This is a genomic window from Zoogloea sp., assembly GCF_041908905.1.
Classification (GTDB): Bacteria; Pseudomonadota; Gammaproteobacteria; order Burkholderiales; family Rhodocyclaceae; genus Zoogloea.
In genome coordinates, this window is the sequence record NZ_JAYREK010000011.1 from 1 (window position 1) to 18,486 (window position 18,486).

An 18,486-nucleotide genomic window follows, 5' to 3' on the forward strand; every position below is an offset into this window, starting at 1 on the left:
AGCTACAGACGGTGCTCGACGCCGTCTCACGCAACCACTGCCGCATTCAGCCTGAGCGAAGTTATCCCAGGCCACGACGCGTCAAGCCGCACCAGCATTTGGCATATAAGGGGGCTTAAGTTGGGAGTATTGCCGCCGCAGGGGGTGACGTCCCTGCTCAGCTGTTATCTTCGGTCGCCGGCTACTGGCCTTGGGATGCCTGCCGGCTTTGTGGAGGATTCGTGTTCGCCAGGTTGCATCTTCTTGAAATCCACGCGGAGATCGATTCACGCGTTGGCTTGATCCGTGAGCACCGCCCGGACTGGCTGTGTGGCAAGGGCTGCGACAGTTGCTGCCGGCGGCTGGCCAATGTGCCCCGACTCGCCAGCGCGGAATGGCAGTTGCTGCGCGATGGCTTGGCCGCCCTGGATGTGGCGCGGCTCAATGACATCGCGCGCAAGATCATTGCGCTGGCAGATGACGCCTCGCGGCCGGTTGTCTGTCCCATGCTGGATGAGGCCAATGGAGCCTGCCCGGTCTATCTGCAACGCCCGGTGGCGTGTTGGACCTACGGCTTTTACGTTGACCGCGACCTGGGCGTGTATTGCCGGGATATTGAAGCGTTGGTGGCTGGTGGCGAACTGGACGACGTGGTGTGGGGCAATCACGAGGCGATCGAACGGAAGCTCGCAGCCCTGGAGCCGGCTCGTCCGCTGACCGGATGGTTCATGGACTGGTGGGCTGGGCGCGGGGGGTGACAATTGTCCTCCAACGGGTAAGGCGTTGTGCCAGTCATGGGTGAGCGCAGCCGACAAGCTTGTGCTTTTTGCTGTTCTTTTGTACAGTAATTCGAGTCGTGCCGCTCATGCGCCGGGTTTTGCCAAAGTATGGCCGGTTGCCGGCGTGTGGGCGAGAACGAGGTTTTCATCCTGTCCGGTTCCGCAGACCGGTCTTGCCTTTACCGTAAAGCAAAGCCCATGAGTCAGCAGATGAGTTTCGATTTCCCCTCGGGTGCGGTGGTTTTGGGCCCGGTTGCCCGTGGGCTCCGCAGGCGCGGTGGGTCGTCCGGTCTTGCCGCAGGACACGCACCCCAGCAACTCAGCCTCATCTCTGCAGATGGGGCCAGGCCAGCCCATACGACCTCCGTATCCCGCCCACCGCTGTTTCGCCCCGATCCGCAGCCTGCTCCCCTGGGTGATGGACGGCAGTGGACCGAAAACGGGTGGACGGTATCCGTTGTCCGCAATCAGGATGGTGAGGGCTGGGCTGCCCAGGTGCGTCGGGATGGCGAGCAGGAGCCCGTGTTGCTTGCGCCCTGGGCCACCGAGCGCGACAGCCTCGCCCCCAAGCCCCTTGACCAGGCGGCCTTCAACCAGCTGGTCAGGATGGCGGAAGGGACGCTGGAACGACAGGCTCATCAGCTCCAGGCCAGCCTTCACAAGCGTCTGGCCCTGAGTCTGGGAGGTTGTCTGTGGGAGTTTGTGCTGGAGGTCGTTCCTGACGAATACGAGCCCCATGCCCTGCTTTCCGCCATCGATGAGAACGGTGAGCGGATCGCGCAGGAGCGGGTGCTACCGGATTTCAAACTGACTCAGGCCACGGCCCGGGCCTGGATCGAGGCCGATTTCCGCCATTCCGCCGAAGATCACTGGTAAGCGCGGGACGCTCCGGACGGTGAGGCGGAGGCGGGCGGTCCTGGTCGACCCACGCAAGCAGGCCCCTAGCGCTCGCTCCGCGCTGGTGGGCGGCGCAGCGGCGGTGGGGGGCGACAGTCAGGGGCGGTAGGCGCTGGGCTTACGGCGCCTACCGCCCGGGGGGGCTCCACCCCGGGCGGTGGGGCAGCGTCAGGTGCCTTTCCAGCCGCCGCCCAGGGCCTTGAACAGGTCCACGGTAGCGGTGAGGCGCGCCTGGCGGTTCTGGATCCAGGCGATGGTGGCGTCGTTGGCGGTGCGCTGGGCGGTGAGCACCTCGAGGTAGGGTGAGTAGCCGGCGTCGTAGCGGGCCTGGGCGAGCTCGAGGGCGCGTCGGGCGGCGTTCATCGCGCGGGTGTAAGCGTCCTCGGCGTCGGCGTTGCGGCCCACGCTCACCAGCGCGTCATTCACTTCGCGGAAGGCGCCCTGCACGGTCTTGCGGTAGGTCTCCAGGCTCTGCTGTTGCTGGGCCGTGACCTGATCCACCTGGGCGCGCAGGCGGCCACCTTCGAAGATCGGCTGGGTGAGCCCGGCGCCGAACGACCACACCGCCGACGGGGCGCTGAAGAGCTGCGATAGATCCTTGCTCTCGCGGCCGAAGTTGCCGGTGAGGGTGATGCTGGGGAACAGCGCGGCCTTGGCGACGCCGATCCGCGCGTTGGCGGCGACCAGGTCGGTCTCGGCCTTCTTCACGTCGGGGCGCGTTTCGAGCAGGGCGGACGGCAGCCCGGCCGGCGGCACCGGCGGCACCGGCAGCTGGCGCAGGTCGCCCGGGGCGATCTTGAGGCCAGGCTGGCCGACCAGCAGGCCGAGCAGGTTCTCGGAGAGGGCCCGGGCCCGGTCGAGCTCGACTCGGGCGGCCGTGTAGCCGGCCAGCGCGCCTTCGGCCTGCTGCACGTCGAGCTGCGAGGCGATGCCGCCCTCGAAGCGGGTGCGGGTGAGCTGGGTGCTGCGGCTCTGGCTGCGCAGGGAGTCGTCCACGGCCAGCAACTGGGCGTCGATGGCGCGCAGGTTGAGGTAGGCCTGGGTGACGGTGGCGGCGAGGCTCAGCGACACCGTGTCGGCCGCGTAGCGGGTGCCCAGGGCCTGGGCCCGGGCGCCCTCCGAGGCGCGCCGCAGCTTGCCCCACACGTCCAGCTCGAAGGACGTGGACAGGGCGAGGCGGGTGCTGCTGCGGGTGATCGGCGCGGTGGAGGGGATCGGCGTGGCGTTGGTCTGGCTGATCCGGCTGCGGCTGCCGCTGGCGTCGGCATTGACCTGCGGCAGCAGCGCGGCGTCCACCTGGCGCAGCAACGCGTCGGCTTCTTCGATGCGCAGCGCGGCGATGCGGGCGTCGGGGCTGGTGGCGAGGGCCTGGGTGACCAGGCTGTCGAGTTGCGGGTCGCCGAACAGGGTCCACCAGTTGTCGGCCACGGTCGGGGCGGTGGCCAGCGGGCCCGCCGCGGTGTAGCTGTCGGGCAGGCCAAGCTGGGCTGCCGGGCGCTGGTAGTCGGGCCCGATGGCGCAGCCCGACAGCAGGGCCAGCGTCAGCGCGGCCAGGGCGAAGGGGCGCGCGGCGAAGTGGGGGGCATCAGGGCGGCGCATCATGCCTTCTCCTCGGTGCTGTGGGGGGTGACGGCGGCCTGGCGCGCCCGGCGCCCGGCAAACCAGCTGAAGAACATCGGGATGAAGATGGTGGCGATGAAGGTGGCCGCCACCATCCCGCCGAACACGCCGGTACCCATCGACTTGCGGGCCGCGGCGCCGGCGCCGGTCGAGATGACCAGCGGGAAGACGCCCAGGATGAAGGCCAGGGACGTCATCACGATGGGCCGGAAGCGCAACCGTGCGCCTTCGAGGGCGGCATCGAGCACGTGCATGCCCTCGGCCCGCTTCTGGGCGGCGAACTCGACGATCAGGATGGCGTTCTTGGCGGCGAGGCCGATCAGCACCACCAGGCCGATCTGGAAGTAGATGTCGTTGGGCATGCCGCGGATCATCACCGCCGCCAGGGCGCCGAACAGCGCGAAGGGCACCGACATGATCACCGCCAGCGGCAGCGACCACTTCTCGTACTGGGCCGCGAGGATCAGGAAAACCATGATGATGCCGAACACGAAGGCGATCGCCGAGGTGGTGCCGGTGCGCTTCTCCTGGAAGGCCTGGCCGGTCCAGGCCAGCTCGTAGCCGGCCGGCAGGGTTTCGCGGGCGACTTCCTCGACGATCTTGATCGCGTCGCCGGTGCTGACGCCCGGCAGGGAGTTGCCGAGCACCTTGGCGGCCAGGAAGCCGTTGAAGCGTTCGAGCTGCTCGGCGCCAACCTGCTGCCTGACCTTGATCAGCGCACCCACGGGCACCATCGCGCCGGTGGTGGAGCGCACGTAGACCTTGCCCAGATCCTCGGGCCGGGCACGGTAGGCGGCGTCGGCCTGGAGCTGGACGCGGTAGGTGCGGCCATTGAGGTTGAAGTCGTTGACGTAGAGCGAGCCCATCGTGGACTGCAGCGTCTGGTAGACGTCCGCCACCGGGATGTCCATCGAGATCGCCTTGGCGTCGTCCACCTCAACGTAGAGCTGGGGCGAGGTGGGACGGAAGAAGGTGTTGATGCCGGTGAGCTCGGGACGCTTCTTGAGGGCTTCGATGAACTGCTGGATCACGCCGGCCAGCTTCTGGGGGCTGGCGTCGCCGCGGGCCTGGATGTAGGCCTCGAAGCCGCCGGCCGCACCCAGGCCGCGGATCGCCGGCGGGTTGAACACGACGCCCAGGCCGTCGGGCAGGGTCATGCCCAGGCCGGAGAACTTCTTGGCCAGCTCGTCGGCTACGCCGCTGCGCTCGGACCAGTCCTTGAGCGGGATGAACACCGTGCCGGCGTTGGCCTTGAGGCCGCCGCCGATGATGTCGTTGCCGGCAATCACGAAGACCTTGTCGACGTTTTCGTCCTGCTTGAGCTTCTCCTGGAAGGCTTCGCCCGTGACGCGGGTGCGTTGCAGGCTGGCGCCGTCGGGCAGCATCAGCGCGCTGATCAGGTAGCCCTGGTCTTCGGCGGGAACGAAACCGCCGGGCACGGTGCGGAACATGAAGATGCTGCCGCCCACGATGATCGTGCACGCGATGGTGCCGATGATGCGGTGGTGCAGGGTCTTGTCCACCACCGTGGTGTAGGACTTGGTGAAGGCCTCGAAGAGGCGGTTGAAGGGGCGGAAGATCGCCGGCTCCTCGTGCTTGCTCTGCAGCAGCAGCGCGCACAGGGCCGGGGTGAGGGTGAGGGCGACGACGCCGGAGAGGGTCACCGAGATGGCCACCGTGACGGCGAACTGCTGGTAGAGCTTGCCGGCGATGCCGCCGAGGAAGGCCACCGGGACGAACACCGCGCACAGCACCAGCACGATCGCCACCACGGCGCTCGACACCTCGCGCATCGCCTCGACGGCGGCGGCGTGGGGCGCCATCTTCTTTTCCCACATCAGGCGCTCGACGTTCTCGAGCACCACGATGGCGTCATCGACGACGATGCCGATCGCCAGCACCATTGCGAACAGGGTGAGGGTGTTGATCGAGAAGCCGAACAGCCACAGGCCGGCGAAGGTGCCGATCAGCGACACCGGCACGGCGATCAGCGGGATCAATGTGGCACGCCAGTTCTGGAGGAACAGGAAGACCACCGCGGCCACCAGCAGCAGGGCTTCGCCGAGGGTGCGGACGACCTCCTCGATCGAGGCCTGGACGAACTTGGTGGTGTCGAAGGGCACCACGTAGTCGACGCCGGTGGGGAACTTCTGCTTCAGCTCGTCCATCCGGGCGCGCACTTTGTTCGCCACTTCGAGCGCGTTGGCGCCGGATTGCAGGAAGATGCCCACGCCCACCACCGGCTTGCCGAGCAGCGTGGTGCTGGCGTCGTAGTCCTGGGCGCCGAGCTCGACCCGGGCCACGTCCTTGATGCGCAGCACGCCACCCGGGCCGGCGGCGCGGACGACGATGTTGCCGAACTCCTCGGGGGAGGTCAGGCGCCCCTTGGCGGTGACGGTGTACACCAGCTGCTGGCCGGCGGGGGCCGGCTCCTGGCCGATCTTCCCGGCGGCGTTCTGGCGGTTCTGGGCGGCGACGGCGTTGGCGATATCGGTGGCCGTGACGCCCAGCTGGGCCATGCGGTCCGGCTTCAGCCACAGGCGGATCGAGTAGTCGAGGGCACCGAAGATCTGGGCGTCACCCACGCCAGGGATGCGCTTGAGGTCGTCGACGACGTTGACCAGCGCGTAGTTGGACAGGAACAGCGGCGTCCGGCTGGCATCCGGCGAGGTCAGCGTGGTGACCATCAGGATGTCGTTGGAGCGCTTCTGCACCGTCACGCCAAACTGGCGCACCACGTCGGGCAGGCGCGGTTCGGCAATCTTGACCCGGTTATTGACGTTGACGGTGGCCATGTCGACGTTGGTGCCGACCTCGAAGGACGCGGTGATCGTCAGGCTGCCGTTGGACGAGGCGCTGGAGTTGAAGTAGAGCAGGTTCTCGACGCCCGAGAGCTGCTCCTCGATGGGGCCGGCCACCGTCCTGGCGAGGGTTTCGGCGGAGGCGCCGGGGTAGGAGGCGGTGATCACCACCGTCGGCGGGGTGATCTCGGGATATTGGGCGATCGGCAGCGAACGCGCGGCCATCAGGCCGGCGATCACGATGATGATCGAGATGACCGACGCGAAGATCGGCCGGTTGATGAAGAAACGTGACATCGCGCGCGCCCCCTCAACCCTTCGCCGCCGGGGCGGCAGCGGGCGCAGCGCCCGGCTTGGCGGCACCCGGCGCGCCGGGGCCTGCGCCCGGGGCGTGGGGGGCAACCGTCGTGCCCGGACGGGCCTTCATGAGGTTGTCGATGATCACCTTGTCGCCGGCCTTCAGGCCGCCGAGGACCACCCAATCCGCGCCGCTCCACTGGCCGGTCTTGACCGGCCGCGGCTCGACCTTGTTGTCGGCGCCGACGGTCATCACGATGGGGCCCTTGTCGGTCTGCACCACCGCGGCCTGGGGTACCTTGAAGACGCCGCTCTGCTCGCCGGTGATGAGCCGTGCGCGCACGAACTGGCCGGGCAGCAGGCGGCCTTCGGGGTTGGCGAACTCGCCCCGCAGCTGCAGGGTGCCGAGCTTGGGGTCGATCTGGCTGGCGGCGAAGTTGAGCTTGCCGCGCAGCGGATAGCTGCTGCCGTCCGGCAGCACCAGCTCGACGCCGCGGATCGCCTGGGGCTTGAAGCGGCCCTCGGGCATCGCCGCGTTGAGTTCGCCTTCGGGGATGGAGAAACGCACCCATATCGGGTTGACCTGCACCACGGTGGTCAGCAGGGTGCCGCCGCCGGTGGCGAGCAGGGTGCCCTCGGAGACCACCGAGCGGCCGGTGATGCCGCCCACCGGGGCGGTGACGGTGGCGTAGGAGAGGTTCAGCTCGGCCTGGCGCAGCGCGGCCTGGGCGGCCTGCACGGCGGCCTGGGCGACGCTGTTGTCGGAGCTGGCGGTGTCGTATTCGCGCTGGCTGATCGCCTGCTGGGCCAGCAGGCCCTTGAGGCGGGCGGCCTCGCGCTGGGTCTGTTCGACGCGGGCCTTGGCTTCGGCGAGCTGGGCCCTGGCCTGGGCGACGGCGGTTTCGAGGGGGGCCCGGTCGATCTGGTACAGGGCCTGGCCGGCCTTCACGGGGCTGCCTTCCTCGAACACCCGCTTCTCGAGGATGCCGCCGACCCGGGCCCGGACTTCCACCTCGCGGGCGCCTTCGGTCTGGGCGACGGCTTCGACGCTGGTCTCGACGCGGGTCGGTTGCATTTCGAGGGCGGTCACCGGCAGCGGCGGCATCGCGCCGCCCGGGGGGCCGGCGGGCGCTTGTTCCTTGCCGGAGCAGGCGGCGAGCAGCAGGGTGGCGGAAAGGGTCGAGAGGCCAAGGCCGGCAAGGCGGGTGGCGGAGCGAACGGTCACGGTGATCTCCGGGGGCTGGATTTCTGTTGGGGCTTGCGGCATAGTTTATACAAACACGGTTGTATGTAAATACTCCGGCGCGTAAGGACAGGTAAAGATCCTTGCGCTGCGGGATGCTGGGCCCGCAGATGCCGCGCTGCCAACACCGACTCCACGACACGCAGATGGTTCGCAAAACGAAAGAAGAAGCCGAGATCACCCGCCTGCACATCATCGATGCTGCCCGCCGGGTGTTTCTGGAATGCGGGGTGAGCCACACCTCCCTCGAAAAGATCGCCGCCGCCGCCGGCGTGACCCGCGGCGCGGTGTATTGGCATTTTCGCAACAAGAGCGAGCTGTTCTTTGCGATGCGCGAGGAGGCGACGTTGCCCTTCGTCGACCGGGTGGTTTTCGGCGCCGACGATGCAGAACCCCTGCAGGGCATCGAGACGGCGCTGCTGGAGATCTTCCGGGTGCTCGCCGATGAGCCGAAGACCCGCGAGACGATGGAGATCGTCGCCTTCAAGTGCGAATACGTGGACGAGCTGCTGCCGCTGCTGGGCTGCTCGTCCGGCCAGCAGACCTTTCTGGGGGACCTGGTCCAGGCCTATGCCCGCGCTGGTGCTCGCGGCCTGCTGCGCCCGGGCCTGACGCCGGAGGCGCTGGCGATGGACACCTTCATGTTCGTCGGCGGGCTGGTGAAGCACTGGCTGGGGGGCGGGCCCGATTCGCCCTTCCGGCGGGACGCCGAGCAGATGGTGCGCACCCACGTGGCCCTGCGCCGGGCCTGAGCCGCCGTCAGCGCGCCGGGGCCTCGCCGGCCGGCGGGTGCTGGAAGGCACCGGGCAGCCATTCGGCGGGGGCGGCCAGCGCCTGGCGCCCGGCGGGAAAGCGGAACTCCGCGGCGGGGGCGAGCCCGATGTCGTCCGCCGAACTGACCGGCGGGAGCCGCCGGGTGGGCCACGCCTGGCCGGCCTCCAGGGCGTCGGGCGGCAGCCGCGTGTTGCCCCGGTGGTCGCCGGGCATCGCCTCGACGAAGCTGCCCGGCCCGGCCAGCAGGTTGTTGCGCGTGGCCACGCGGGTGTCGGCGGGCAGGCGCTCGAACCACAGGCGCAGGAACTGGCCCGGCCTGTCGCCGTCGTTGATCAGGGTGTTGTGGGACAGGCGCAGGCGGTTAACCGGCCAGCGGCCGTGCTCGGCCCCGTAGGAGACGATGGCCGGGTTCTCGGTGGCGGCGCTCTGGGCGATCAGGTTGCCCACCACCTCCACGTCGCCGCCTTCCGGAAACTCCAGCTCGTAGGACGCCGTGCCGCCCGGCCCGTCCGCCAGCCAGTTGTAACGCACCTCGCTCACCCGGGCGCGGCTCTTGACCAGGTGCCCCCGGTGGCCCTCCAGGAAGCGGCTGCCCTCGAGCACGAAGCGCCCGATCCGTCCCGCGTAGAGCAGGTGGGGCAGCATCGGTCCACCCTGCGGGGCGTGGCCGAAGACGCTGTTGGCGACGCGCAATTCGGTGTCGGCCTCGTTGCCGGTGAGGAGGCCCATCTGGTTGTCCTCGAAGACGCAGTCGGCCAGGTCGAGCGTGCCGCGCTCGAAGCGGATGCCGGAGGCGTTGCCGACCGGGGAGCGGGCGCCGCGGAACTCGATGTTGCGGATCCGGAAGCGGCCGTTGCGGAGCACCCAGATGGCCTTGCCTTCCGCCACCTCGCCGTCGGCGATCAGCACCGGCCGCGGGCCGATGCCGCGGATCTCGAGCGCTTGCTGCAGCCATACCGTGACGTCGCCCCGGTAGGTGCCGGGCTGGATCAGCACGGTGTCGCCGTCCCGGGCGAGCCTGGCCGCGTCGGCGATGCGCTCGACCGTCCCGCCGGGGCCGACGGTGATCACCTCGGCAAGGGCGGGCCCGCTGCCCAGGGCCACCAGCGCGATCTGCAACGCGAGTCGCGGCGACAGCGGCTGACGGGCAGACATCGAGGCCTCAGCGCTCGGCCGGGCGGGTGATGGCGACGCCGCTGCCCTGGAAGGCGCCCGGGGTCCACACCGGGGGCTGGGAAAGGGGCTGGGTGCCGGCCGGGAAGGCGAACTCGGCGCGGGGGGCCAGCTCCGTGCCGCCCAGGGTTTCGGCGCGGCTGAGCCGGCCGCGCAGCCAGGAGTCCGGCGCCGGGGCGAGCTCGAGTTTGTCGGGGTCGATGGCGCCCGGGGGCAGCATGTAGTTGCCCCGGTGGTCGCCGGGCAGCAGCAGCGTGAACACCCCGAAGCCGACGGTGAGGTTGTTGCGGGTGACGATCTCGGTGCCGGCGGGCAGCTTGTCGTTCCAGGCCCGGACGAACCAGGCCGGGCGGATCCCCTTGTTGATCAGGGTGTTGTGGGAGAGGAGCAGGCGGTTCACCGGCCAGTGTGCCCCTTCGGCCCCGTAGCCGACGATCACCGGGTTGCTGCTGGCGGCGCTCTGGGCGATCACGTTGCCGGTGACCACCGCGGTGCCGGCCTCGGGAAACTCCAGCTCGTAGGAGGCCGCCCCCTCGGGCCCGTCGGCGAGCAGGTTGTAGCGCACCTCGCTGACCCGCGCCCGGCTCTTCACCAGGTGCCCGCGGTAGCCGCGCTGCAGGCGGCTGCCTTCGAGCACGAAGTGCCTGATCCGCCCCACATACAGCAGGTGGTGCAGCGCGAGGTCGTCGTGGGGGGCCTTGTCGAAGGTGCTGTTGATGACGCGCAGCTCGGCGTCCTCGAAGTTGGCGGTCAGGATACCGTTCTGGTTGTCCTCGAAGCTGCAGTTGCGGACTTCTAGTGCGCCCTGCTCCAGGCGGATGCCGGCGCCGTTGCCGTCCGCCACGCGGGCGCCCTGGAAGGCGATGTTGTCCACCTTGAATTGCCCGTTCACGAACACCCAGATCGCCTTGCCCTCCGCGTTGCGGCCGTCCGCCTGGAGCACCGGCCGCGTGCCCAGGCCGCGGATCTCGAGGGATTTCTGGTTCCAGACGGCCACGTCGCCCCGGTAGGTGCCGGGCTTGATGAGGACGGTGTCGCCGTCGCGGGCGAGGCGCGCGGCATCGGCGATGCGCGTCACGCTCTCTTCGGGGCCGACGATGATCACCGCGGCCGGTGCGGCGGTGCTGGCGGCGAGCAGCGCCGCGGCGAAGGCGCGCCGGACCCGGCGCAGCAGATGAGGGGTGGGCATGGCGGACACGCTGCGAATGACTCCGTTCATCGGGCCGGCCGCTGGCCGGGCGGCTGGCGGAGGGTCAGCGCCAGCCACAGCAGGAACATCAGGAAGACGGTGACGCGGGGCATGTCCACCACGCTGTCCACCATCCCCACGGTGAGCACGCCGGCGAGGGCCGCCAGGGTGGGCCCGGCCAGCGTCTGCCCGCCGAGGGCCTGGCGGAACAGCCGCACGGCGCCCGCCGCCAGGATCAGGGTGAGGGCCGCGACGCCGAGCAGGCCCTGCTCGACGTAGGTGTGCACGAACAGGTTCTTGGCGTGCCAGGGCAGGTGTTCGTGGTCGGAGGTGAAGAACCAGAAGTCGCTGCCCCGGGCCAGGTCGCCGTTGGCGAGCAGCGCTTGCCAGCCGGCGTCCACCAGGGCGAAGCTGGACAGATCCACCGGCGCGGGCCCGCTCACCTCGACGCTGAACACCGCCAGCCGCGGCGGCCACAGGGGGCCGGGCACGTCGGCCAGCTGGCCGGCGACGTTCTGCCAGCCCTTGCCGCCGGCGATCGGCAGGGTCTGGCTGGCGCAGCGGTCCACGTACAGCAGGTGTTTGCGGCAGATGCTCACGCTCACGTTGGCGTCCTTTTCGCTGCGGGCCTTGAGGCTGTAGCGGGCGACCCCGGCGGTGTCGATCGGGATGCGCTGGGACAGCCGCAGGGGTTCGGTCACTCCGGCCGGCGGCCCGATCTGCATGAAGGCGCCGGTGGCGTCGTGGCCAAGGGCCAGGCCGCTCGGGCGGGGGGCGCCCGGCTCCCAGAAATAGGCCGCCGGATAACGCCCCAGGCCGAGGCCCAGCAGGCTGTCGACGCCGGCGGGTACCAGCCCCAGGCTCAACCGGAAGTGCCGGGAGCGGGTCTCGATGTCGGAGCCGGTCGCGCTCAGGCGGTCGCCCATGTAGTAGCTGCCCAGCGTCGTCACCACCATGCCGGCCATCGCGATGGCGATCGCCACGCCGGGTGCCTGCTGCAGGCGGGGCGCCCACAGGGGCGTGGCGCCCAGGGCCTGGCGCGCCAGCAGCGCCAGCGCCATGATGGCGCCGAGCGCGGTGCCGGCAAAGCTGTGGGTGGTGCTCCAGAAGGCGCTGATGAGCACCGTGGTGCCGGCGAGCCAGGTGAGCAGCGCCAACGTCAGCCCCGGCCGCGGCAGGGCGCTGTGGCGGAGGGCGGCGAGGGTGGCGGCGGTGATCAGCCACGCCACGCCGTAGGCCAGATAGACGCCCTTGGGCAGCGCCAGCATCGCCACCGCGCTGAGGCCAGTGAGCATCAGCCCGCCCAGCACGCCGCCCGCGACCCGTGCCGGGGAACCGCCGGGCAGGGCACCGCCGGCCGCGTAGCCCAGCACCGCCAGCCCGGCAAAGGCCAGCAGGGCCCGGTAGCCCCCCTCCGAAAAGCCCAGCGCGCAGCCGGCCACCAGCGCCCCGGTGAGCAGCAGCAGGGTGCCGGGCCGCGGGCGTGCCGCCGCGGGGCCGGCGGCGGGACGCAGCAACGCCAGGCCGCCGAGGATGGCCGCGGCGACCAGCAGTGCGCCATAGACGATCCGCGAGAAGGTGGTGAAGGCGGCGTAGAAGCCGAGGAGCAGCACGCCCAGGGCCAGGGCCCGGACGACGGGGTGGCGGGCGCGGGCGATGGCGGCCAGCGCGAACGGCAGGCTCAGGGCCAGCCAGGCGTCGAGGGCGGCGCCACCCACGTGCATCTCCCAGAACAGGGCCGAGCTGCGGTAGTCGGCGGCAAAGTTGGTGAGGCCGGGGAAGGCCAGGCGCTCCCATAGCGCCGCCAGGCCGCAGGTGGCGAGGCCCAGCGTGAGGCCGGTGACGATGCGGTCGAGGGCGGCCTCGCCGTCCCGGCGGATGGCCAGGTGCAGGAAGGGGATCAGCGCGAAGGCCAGCACGAAGCCCTTGCCGACCCGCAGCGCGTTGAGGGGCGTGTTGTAGCCGACCAGTGCCGCCGCGTCCAACACCGGCTGCGGGCCGAGGCCGCGCAGGCCCGAGATCAGCACGCTGGCCGCCAGCAGCCCGAACAGCGCCAGCGCGCTCAGGGTCAGCTTGACCGGCGCCCGCCCCTGCAGCGTGGCGGGCGGCGGCGCGACGGCCTCGCGCAGGCCGAGGGCTGCCAGGGTCGCCAGCGCCAGTGCGTCGCTTTCGGTGACGTGGATCTGGCCGCTCCACGGGGTGAGGTCCACCACCGGCCACAGGGCCGGCATCAGCACCAGCCAGAGGGACGGCCGTGCGGCGACGAGGAGGCCGTAGCCGCCCAGCAGGACGCCGGCCATCCAGCGGTCGAGGGGATAGAGGGCGAACCAGCCCGCCAGCCCGGCCAGGGCGACGGCCCCCGCCAGCAGGCCGTAGAGGCGCAGGCCGACGCTGCGGTGGGCACGGGAGGAGGAGGGCGAGGCAGTGGTTTCCACGGCGGGAAGGCAGGACGGTGACAAGCGCTGATGCTAACCGATTGGCCCGGGCCTTGTCGCCGGGGCGTGCCCGGCTTGACCGCGGCGGCGGCGCACCGCAGCATTGGCGGGCTTCAGCCATCCGTCGATCGATTGTCGTGACCCCTTCCGAGCCGCTGCCCGCCCTGCGCGCCCGCCCCTTCGTCGCCGCCTTCCTCGCCACCCGCCCGGCCTTCCTGGGGGTGACCCTGTGCGCCTGCCTGATCGGCATCGCGGTGGCCCACGGCAACGGGCTGCCCATCGATGCCGCCCGCGCCGCGCTGACCGTGCTCTTCGCGCTGCTCGCCCACGCCGGCATCAACGTGCTCAACGATTACTTCGACGCCCGCAGCGGCGCCGACGCGGCCAATGTCGAGCGGGTCTTCCCCTTCACCGGGGGCAGCCGCTTCATCCAGAACGGCGTGCTCAGCGAGGCCGAGACGGCGCGTCTGGGCTGGGGCCTGCTGCTGCCGGTGGTGCCGGCGGGGCTGTGGCTGGCGTGGCAGGCGGGGCCGGGGCTGCTCGCCATCGGGCTGGCCGGGCTGGTGATCGGCTGGGCCTACAGCGCGCCGCCACTGGCGCTGGTGTCCCGCGGGCTGGGCGAGGCGGCGGTGGCGGCCGGCTGGTTGCTGGTGGTGGTGGGCAGCGATTACGTCCAGCGCGGCGCCTTCGCCCTCGCGCCGCTGCAGGCCGGGCTGTCGTACGCGCTGCTGGTGGCGGCGATCCTGTTCATCAACGAGTTTCCCGACCGCCGCGGCGACGCGGCCGCCGGCAAGCGCACGCTGGTGGTGCGCCTCGGCCCGGACGGGGCCAAGTGGGCCTGGCTCGGCCTGGTGCTGGCGGCCTACGGCTGGCTGGTGCTGATGGTCGGGCGCGGCTACCTGCCCCAGGGGGCCGCCGCCGCCGCGCTCACGCTGATCCTGTCCTTCCGTGCGGCGCGCAGCCTGCTCGCCCACGCATCCGAACCTTGCGAGCTGGCGCCGGCCCTCCGGCTGACGATCGCCGCCGCCCACCTGCATGGCCTCGTCCTGGCCGCCACGCTGGCCCTCGGACGCTGGCCCGGAGCCATGACATGAGTTTTGCACCTGCCTTCAGCGCCCTCGACATCTACGGCGTCATCTTCGACATGGACGGCCTGCTCCTCGACAGCGAGCGGGTCGCGCTGGCCACCGTCGCTGCCGCCGCCGCCGAGATGGGCTTCGAGTGGCCGCCCGAGGTCGGGCTGGCGATGGTCGGCCTCAACTCGAAGGACGGCCAGCATGTGATCCGCCGCCACCTGGGCGAGGATTTCCCGGTGGACCAGCTCTACGAGCACTTCGGCCGGATCTACGAGGCGCGCATCATGAGCTGCGCGATCCCGCTGATGGAAGGCGTCACCGAGCTCTTCGACGTGCTCGACGGCCTGGCTTTGGGCCGCGTGGTGGCCACCTCCACGCGGCGCTCCCGGGCCGAGCCCAAGCTCGCCGCCGCCGGCCTGCTCGGCCGGGTGCATGGCATGGTCTGTGGCGACGAGGTGAGCCGTGGCAAGCCGGCGCCGGACATCTTCATCAAGGCCGCCGAGCGCCTCGGCGTGCCGGTGGCGAACTGCCTGGTGCTGGAAGACTCCAACGCTGGCGTGCGCGGTGCCCTGGCCGCCGGCGCCCGGGTGGTAATGGTGCCCGACCTGCTGGCCCCCGCCGACGACGTGCGCGCCGCCGGCGTGCCCCTGGCCCGTAGCCTGCACGACCTGGCGGGCTTCCTCGCCGGCCGGGCCGCCTGAAATCCTCTTCAACCTGCCTTACGGAGTGCAAGCATGAAAATCGTCGGCCTGCTCGATTCGCCGTTTGTCCGGCGCACCGTCATCACCGCGCGGATGCTGGGCATCCCCTTCGAGCACCAGAGCCTGTCGGTGTTTCGCAATTTCGACGAGTTCCACGCCATCAACCCCCTCACCAAGGCGCCGACCCTGGTGCTCGACGATGGCGAGCTGCTGGTGGACAGCAGCCACATCATCGACTGGTTCGAGCGCACCGCGCCCGCCGGCCGCAGCCTCTGGCCCGCCGGCCCGGCGCAGCTGCAGCGCTGCCTGCAGTTCACCGGCTTCGGGCTGGCCGCCGCCGAGAAGGGCGTGCACCGGGTGTACGAAACCAAGGTCCGCCCCCCGGAGAGCCGCGACCCGGGCTGGCTGCGGCGGGTCGAGGGGCAGATCCGCGACACCTTCGGCGAGCTCGAGAAGCGGGTGCCCAGCGAGGGCGACTGGCTGTGCGGCGACGCCCCCACCCAGGCCGACGTCACCGTGGCGGTGGCCTGGCGCTTCATCCACGCCACCGCGCCGGGCCTCGTCGCCGACAGCGATTACCCCCACCTCGCCGCACTGTCGGCCCAGGCTGAGGCGCTGCCTGCCTTCATGGCCACCCGTTTCGAATAACCTCTTTCCCCACTTCTCCGTACCCCATGATCGGACGCATCACCGGCCGCCTGGCCGAAAAGAACCCGCCGCAGATCCTCATCGACGTGAACGGCGTCGGCTACGAGCTGGAGGTGCCGATGAGCACCTTCTACGGCCTGCCGGCCCTCGGCCAGAACGTCAGCCTCGCCACCCACCTGGCGGTGCGCGAGGACGGACACTTCCTGTACGGCTTCGCCACCGAGGACGAGCGGGCGGCCTTCCGCCAGCTCCTCAAGGTGGCGGGCATCGGCGCGCGCACCGCGCTGGCGGTGCTCTCCGGGCTGTCGGTGCACGACCTCGCCCAGGCCGTCGCGTTGCAGGAAACCGGCCGGCTGGTGAAGATCCCGGGCATCGGCAAGAAAACCGCCGAGCGCCTGCTCCTCGAACTGCGCGACAAGCTCGCCAAGGCCCTGCCCGCGGTGGCCGGCAGCGTGACGGCCAACCTGCCCGGCGACGACCGGGCCGACATCGTCAACGCCCTGCTGGCCCTCGGCTACAACGAGAAGGAAGCCCTCGGCGCGGTCAAGAACCTGCCGGAAGGCGTCGGCGTGTCGGACGGCATCCGCCAGGCGCTGAAGGGGCTGTCGAAGGCGTGAGGCGGCGGGAGGGCCGGGTCCGGGCGTGGTGCCGGCCTGATGACATGCGTGTCATTAGGACCGTCACGGCGATTCGGGGATAATCCCCCCACCCCAACCCGAGGTATTCCCCATGGCGCCCCGACGTACCGCCCAGGTGGCCATCACGGCCTTCCTGCTCCTCGGCTGTGCCTACGTGCTCAGCCCCTTCTTTGCGGCGATCCTGTTTGCCGGCACGGTGGCCGTCACCACCTGGCCGCTGTACGCCCGGCTGCATGTCTGGCTGCGCCGGCGCGACAGCCTCGCCGCGTTCACCATGACCCTGCTCCTCACCGCGCTGCTGCTGGTGCCGATGATCGGGCTGGCGGCCTCGCTGACCGACGCGGTGATGAACCTCGTCGAGGTGATCCGCGCCGCCATCGAGGCCTCCGACGGCCGTCCGCCGGCGTGGCTGAAGGAGATCCCGCTGGTGGGTGGCGACCTCGACGCCTACGTGCGCAAGCTCACCCGCAGCCACGACGAGGTGCGCAAGCTGGCGCTGCAGGTCGTCGAGCCGGCGCGCAAGTTCGCGCTGGGGCTGGGCGGCATGCTCGGCCAGGGGCTGCTGCAGATCTCGCTGGTGCTGTTCATCGTGTTCTTCCTGTACCGCGACGGCGCGCGCATCGCCGTCCAGATCGAGACCGGCGCGGCACGGCTGGGGGGCGCCCTGGGCGGGCAATTGCTGGAGCTGGCCGGCAACACCGTCAAGGCGGTGATGATCGGCATCGTCGGCACCGCCGCCGCCCAGGCCCTGGTGGCCTTCATCGGCTTCGTGGTGGCCGGTGTGCCCGGGGCCCTGCTGCTGGCGGCGGGCACCTTCTTCCTGTCGCTGGTGCCGGTGGGGCCGCCGCTGCTGTGGGGCGGAGCGGCCTTCTGGCTGTACCAGCAGGGCGACAGCGGCTGGGCCATCTTCATGGTGCTGTGGGGCACGCTGGCGGTGAGTTCGGTGGACAACTTCCTGAAGCCCCTGCTGATCAGCCGCACCGCCAGCCTGCCCATTTTGCTGATCGCGCTGGGCGCCTTCGGCGGCGTGCTGGCCTTCGGCTTCATCGGGCTGTTCCTCGGCCCGACCTTCCTGGCCCTCGGCCAGGCACTCTTCTCGGCATGGACGGCCATCGTGCCGCCGGCCGACGACCCGGAATCCATGGAGGGCCTCGCATGATCGAGACCGATGCCCTGAAGGGCGGCCAGCCCGACGCCACCGCCCGCCTGATCGGCGCCCAGCGTGCCAGCACCCAGGAGGAGGCCCTGGAGCGGGCCCTGCGCCCCAAGCGCCTGGCCGACTACGTGGGCCAGCAGAAGATCCGCGACCAGCTGGAGATCTTCATCCAGGCGGCCAGGAAGCGCGGCGAGGCCCTCGACCACGTGCTGCTGTTCGGCCCGCCGGGCCTGGGCAAGACGACCCTGGCCCACATCGTCGCCGCCGAGATGGGCGTCAACCTGCGCCAGACCTCCGGCCCGGTGCTGGAGCGCGCCGGCGACCTGGCCGCGCTGCTCACCAACCTCGAACCCCACGACGTGCTGTTCATCGACGAGATCCACCGCCTGAGCCCGGTGGTCGAGGAGATCCTCTACCCGGCGCTGGAGGACTTCCAGATCGACATCATGATCGGCGAGGGCCCGGCCGCCCGCTCGGTGAAGCTCGACCTGCCGCCTTTCACGCTGGTCGGCGCCACCACCCGCGCCGGCATGCTCACCAACCCCCTGCGCGACCGCTTCGGCATCGTCTCGCGGCTGGAGTTCTACACCGCCCAGGAGCTGGCCTACATCGTCAGCCGCTCGTCGCGCCTGCTCGATGTCGAGATCGACGACACCGGCGCCTTCGAGATCGCCCGCCGGGCCCGTGGCACGCCGCGCATCGCCAACCGCCTGCTGCGCCGGGTGCGCGACTACGCCGAGGTGCGCGCCGACGGCCGCATCACCGCCGCGGTGGCCGACGCCGCCCTCACCATGCTCGACGTGGACCACCTCGGCCTCGACCTCATGGACCGCAAGCTGCTCGGCGCGATGCTCGAGAAGTTCGGCGGCGGCCCGGTGGGCCTCGACAACCTCGCCGCGGCGATCGGCGAATCCTCCGACACGATTGAAGACGTGCTCGAGCCCTACCTCATCCAGCAGGGCTACCTGCAGCGCACGCCCCGCGGGCGCATGGCGACGGCATCGATCTGGCAGCACTTCGGGCTGATGCCGCCGACGGCCATGGGCGGCGGCAACCCGTGAGCGGGCGGGGGCGCAGCGG

General features: G+C 70.7%; 15 protein-coding genes. 9 read left to right on the top strand and 6 right to left on the bottom strand.

Features of this window, described 5'->3' with window-relative positions; all coding sequences use genetic code 11:
- The first annotated feature begins 221 nt into the window (after positions 1–221).
- Both ACE3OU_RS08375 and ACE3OU_RS08380 read left to right on the top strand, forming a co-directional pair.
- Positions 222–737, top strand: a complete 516-nt coding sequence (locus tag ACE3OU_RS08375) for a YkgJ family cysteine cluster protein (RefSeq protein ID WP_374241094.1) — start codon at positions 222–224, stop codon at positions 735–737.
- A gap of 219 nt (positions 738–956) precedes the next feature.
- A complete protein-coding gene (locus tag ACE3OU_RS08380; protein ID WP_374241095.1) occupies positions 957–1,634 on the top strand; it encodes a hypothetical protein in 678 nt (225 codons plus the stop codon).
- Positions 1,635–1,823: 189 nt separating this feature from the next.
- On the opposite strand, the gene ACE3OU_RS08385 is transcribed toward ACE3OU_RS08380, so the two are convergent.
- Genes ACE3OU_RS08385 through ACE3OU_RS08395 form a run of 3 tightly spaced genes read right to left on the bottom strand, consistent with a single transcriptional unit; the run spans position 1,824 to position 7,598 of the window.
- Positions 1,824–3,257, bottom strand: coding sequence for an efflux transporter outer membrane subunit (locus ACE3OU_RS08385; RefSeq protein ID WP_374241096.1), 1,434 nt, complete (start codon positions 3,255–3,257; stop codon positions 1,824–1,826).
- Entirely contained in the window at positions 3,254–6,373 is a 3,120-nt protein-coding gene (locus ACE3OU_RS08390) for an efflux RND transporter permease subunit (protein ID WP_374241097.1), read from the bottom strand. The genes ACE3OU_RS08385 and ACE3OU_RS08390 overlap by 4 nt, the downstream gene beginning before the upstream one ends.
- Positions 6,374–6,386: 13 nt before the next feature.
- On the bottom strand, positions 6,387–7,598 hold the full coding sequence (locus ACE3OU_RS08395) for an efflux RND transporter periplasmic adaptor subunit (RefSeq protein ID WP_374241098.1): 1,212 nt from the start codon (positions 7,596–7,598) through the stop codon (positions 6,387–6,389).
- A gap of 164 nt (positions 7,599–7,762) precedes the next feature.
- Here ACE3OU_RS08395 and ACE3OU_RS08400 point away from each other — a divergent pair, with 164 nt between their 5' ends.
- Positions 7,763–8,368 (top strand): TetR family transcriptional regulator, encoded by a 606-nt coding sequence (locus ACE3OU_RS08400; protein WP_374241099.1) that lies wholly within the window; start codon positions 7,763–7,765, stop codon positions 8,366–8,368.
- A gap of 7 nt (positions 8,369–8,375) precedes the next feature.
- On the opposite strand, the gene ACE3OU_RS08405 is transcribed toward ACE3OU_RS08400, so the two are convergent.
- Genes ACE3OU_RS08405 through ACE3OU_RS08415 form a run of 3 tightly spaced genes read right to left on the bottom strand, consistent with a single transcriptional unit; the run spans position 8,376 to position 13,187 of the window.
- Positions 8,376–9,545: a hypothetical protein gene (locus tag ACE3OU_RS08405; protein WP_374241100.1), complete on the bottom strand. Its 1,170-nt coding sequence runs from the start codon at positions 9,543–9,545 to the stop codon at positions 8,376–8,378.
- A gap of 7 nt (positions 9,546–9,552) precedes the next feature.
- Complete coding sequence (locus ACE3OU_RS08410; RefSeq protein WP_374241101.1) at positions 9,553–10,752, bottom strand: hypothetical protein; 1,200 nt, start codon at positions 10,750–10,752, stop codon at positions 9,553–9,555.
- A 26-nt stretch (positions 10,753–10,778) separates the two neighbouring features.
- On the bottom strand, positions 10,779–13,187 hold the full coding sequence (locus tag ACE3OU_RS08415; protein WP_374241102.1) for a hypothetical protein: 2,409 nt from the start codon (positions 13,185–13,187) through the stop codon (positions 10,779–10,781).
- A 137-nt stretch (positions 13,188–13,324) separates the two neighbouring features.
- Here ACE3OU_RS08415 and ACE3OU_RS08420 point away from each other — a divergent pair, with 137 nt between their 5' ends.
- From ACE3OU_RS08420 to ruvB, 6 genes are all read left to right on the top strand, one after another.
- Positions 13,325–14,281 (top strand): prenyltransferase, encoded by a 957-nt coding sequence (locus ACE3OU_RS08420; protein WP_374241103.1) that lies wholly within the window; start codon positions 13,325–13,327, stop codon positions 14,279–14,281.
- On the top strand, positions 14,278–14,964 hold the full coding sequence (locus ACE3OU_RS08425) for an HAD family hydrolase (RefSeq protein WP_374241104.1): 687 nt from the start codon (positions 14,278–14,280) through the stop codon (positions 14,962–14,964). The genes ACE3OU_RS08420 and ACE3OU_RS08425 overlap by 4 nt, the downstream gene beginning before the upstream one ends.
- Before the next feature lie 33 nt (positions 14,965–14,997).
- Positions 14,998–15,612 (top strand): glutathione S-transferase family protein, encoded by a 615-nt coding sequence (locus tag ACE3OU_RS08430; protein WP_374241105.1) that lies wholly within the window; start codon positions 14,998–15,000, stop codon positions 15,610–15,612.
- A 26-nt stretch (positions 15,613–15,638) separates the two neighbouring features.
- Positions 15,639–16,229, top strand: a complete 591-nt coding sequence (gene ruvA, locus ACE3OU_RS08435; protein WP_374241106.1) for a Holliday junction branch migration protein RuvA — start codon at positions 15,639–15,641, stop codon at positions 16,227–16,229.
- Between the two features lie 112 nt (positions 16,230–16,341).
- Positions 16,342–17,409, top strand: a complete 1,068-nt coding sequence (locus ACE3OU_RS08440; RefSeq protein WP_374241107.1) for an AI-2E family transporter — start codon at positions 16,342–16,344, stop codon at positions 17,407–17,409.
- Positions 17,406–18,467 carry a Holliday junction branch migration DNA helicase RuvB gene (gene ruvB / locus ACE3OU_RS08445; protein WP_374241108.1) on the top strand — a complete coding sequence of 354 codons (1,062 nt, stop codon included), beginning with the start codon at positions 17,406–17,408 and terminating at the stop codon, positions 18,465–18,467. Before ACE3OU_RS08440 ends, ruvB begins: the two co-directional genes overlap by 4 nt.
- Positions 18,468–18,486 lie beyond the last annotated feature (19 nt).

Excerpts from the sequence above, each read along its gene's own strand:
- ACE3OU_RS08385 (WP_374241096.1), bottom strand. The coding sequence starts at position 3,257 with ATGATGCGCCGCCCTGATGCCCCCCACTTCGCCGCGCGCCCCTTCGCC.
- ruvA (WP_374241106.1), top strand. The coding sequence starts at position 15,639 with ATGATCGGACGCATCACCGGCCGCCTGGCCGAAAAGAACCCGCCGCAG.
- ruvB (WP_374241108.1), top strand. The coding sequence starts at position 17,406 with ATGATCGAGACCGATGCCCTGAAGGGCGGCCAGCCCGACGCCACCGCC.
- ACE3OU_RS08405 (WP_374241100.1), bottom strand. The coding sequence starts at position 9,545 with ATGTCTGCCCGTCAGCCGCTGTCGCCGCGACTCGCGTTGCAGATCGCG.
- ACE3OU_RS08430 (WP_374241105.1), top strand. The coding sequence starts at position 14,998 with ATGAAAATCGTCGGCCTGCTCGATTCGCCGTTTGTCCGGCGCACCGTC.
- ACE3OU_RS08440 (WP_374241107.1), top strand. The coding sequence starts at position 16,342 with ATGGCGCCCCGACGTACCGCCCAGGTGGCCATCACGGCCTTCCTGCTC.
- ACE3OU_RS08380 (WP_374241095.1), top strand. The coding sequence starts at position 957 with ATGAGTCAGCAGATGAGTTTCGATTTCCCCTCGGGTGCGGTGGTTTTG.
- ACE3OU_RS08400 (WP_374241099.1), top strand. The coding sequence starts at position 7,763 with ATGGTTCGCAAAACGAAAGAAGAAGCCGAGATCACCCGCCTGCACATC.
- ACE3OU_RS08390 (WP_374241097.1), bottom strand. The coding sequence starts at position 6,373 with ATGTCACGTTTCTTCATCAACCGGCCGATCTTCGCGTCGGTCATCTCG.
- ACE3OU_RS08410 (WP_374241101.1), bottom strand. The coding sequence starts at position 10,752 with ATGCCCACCCCTCATCTGCTGCGCCGGGTCCGGCGCGCCTTCGCCGCG.
- ACE3OU_RS08425 (WP_374241104.1), top strand. The coding sequence starts at position 14,278 with ATGAGTTTTGCACCTGCCTTCAGCGCCCTCGACATCTACGGCGTCATC.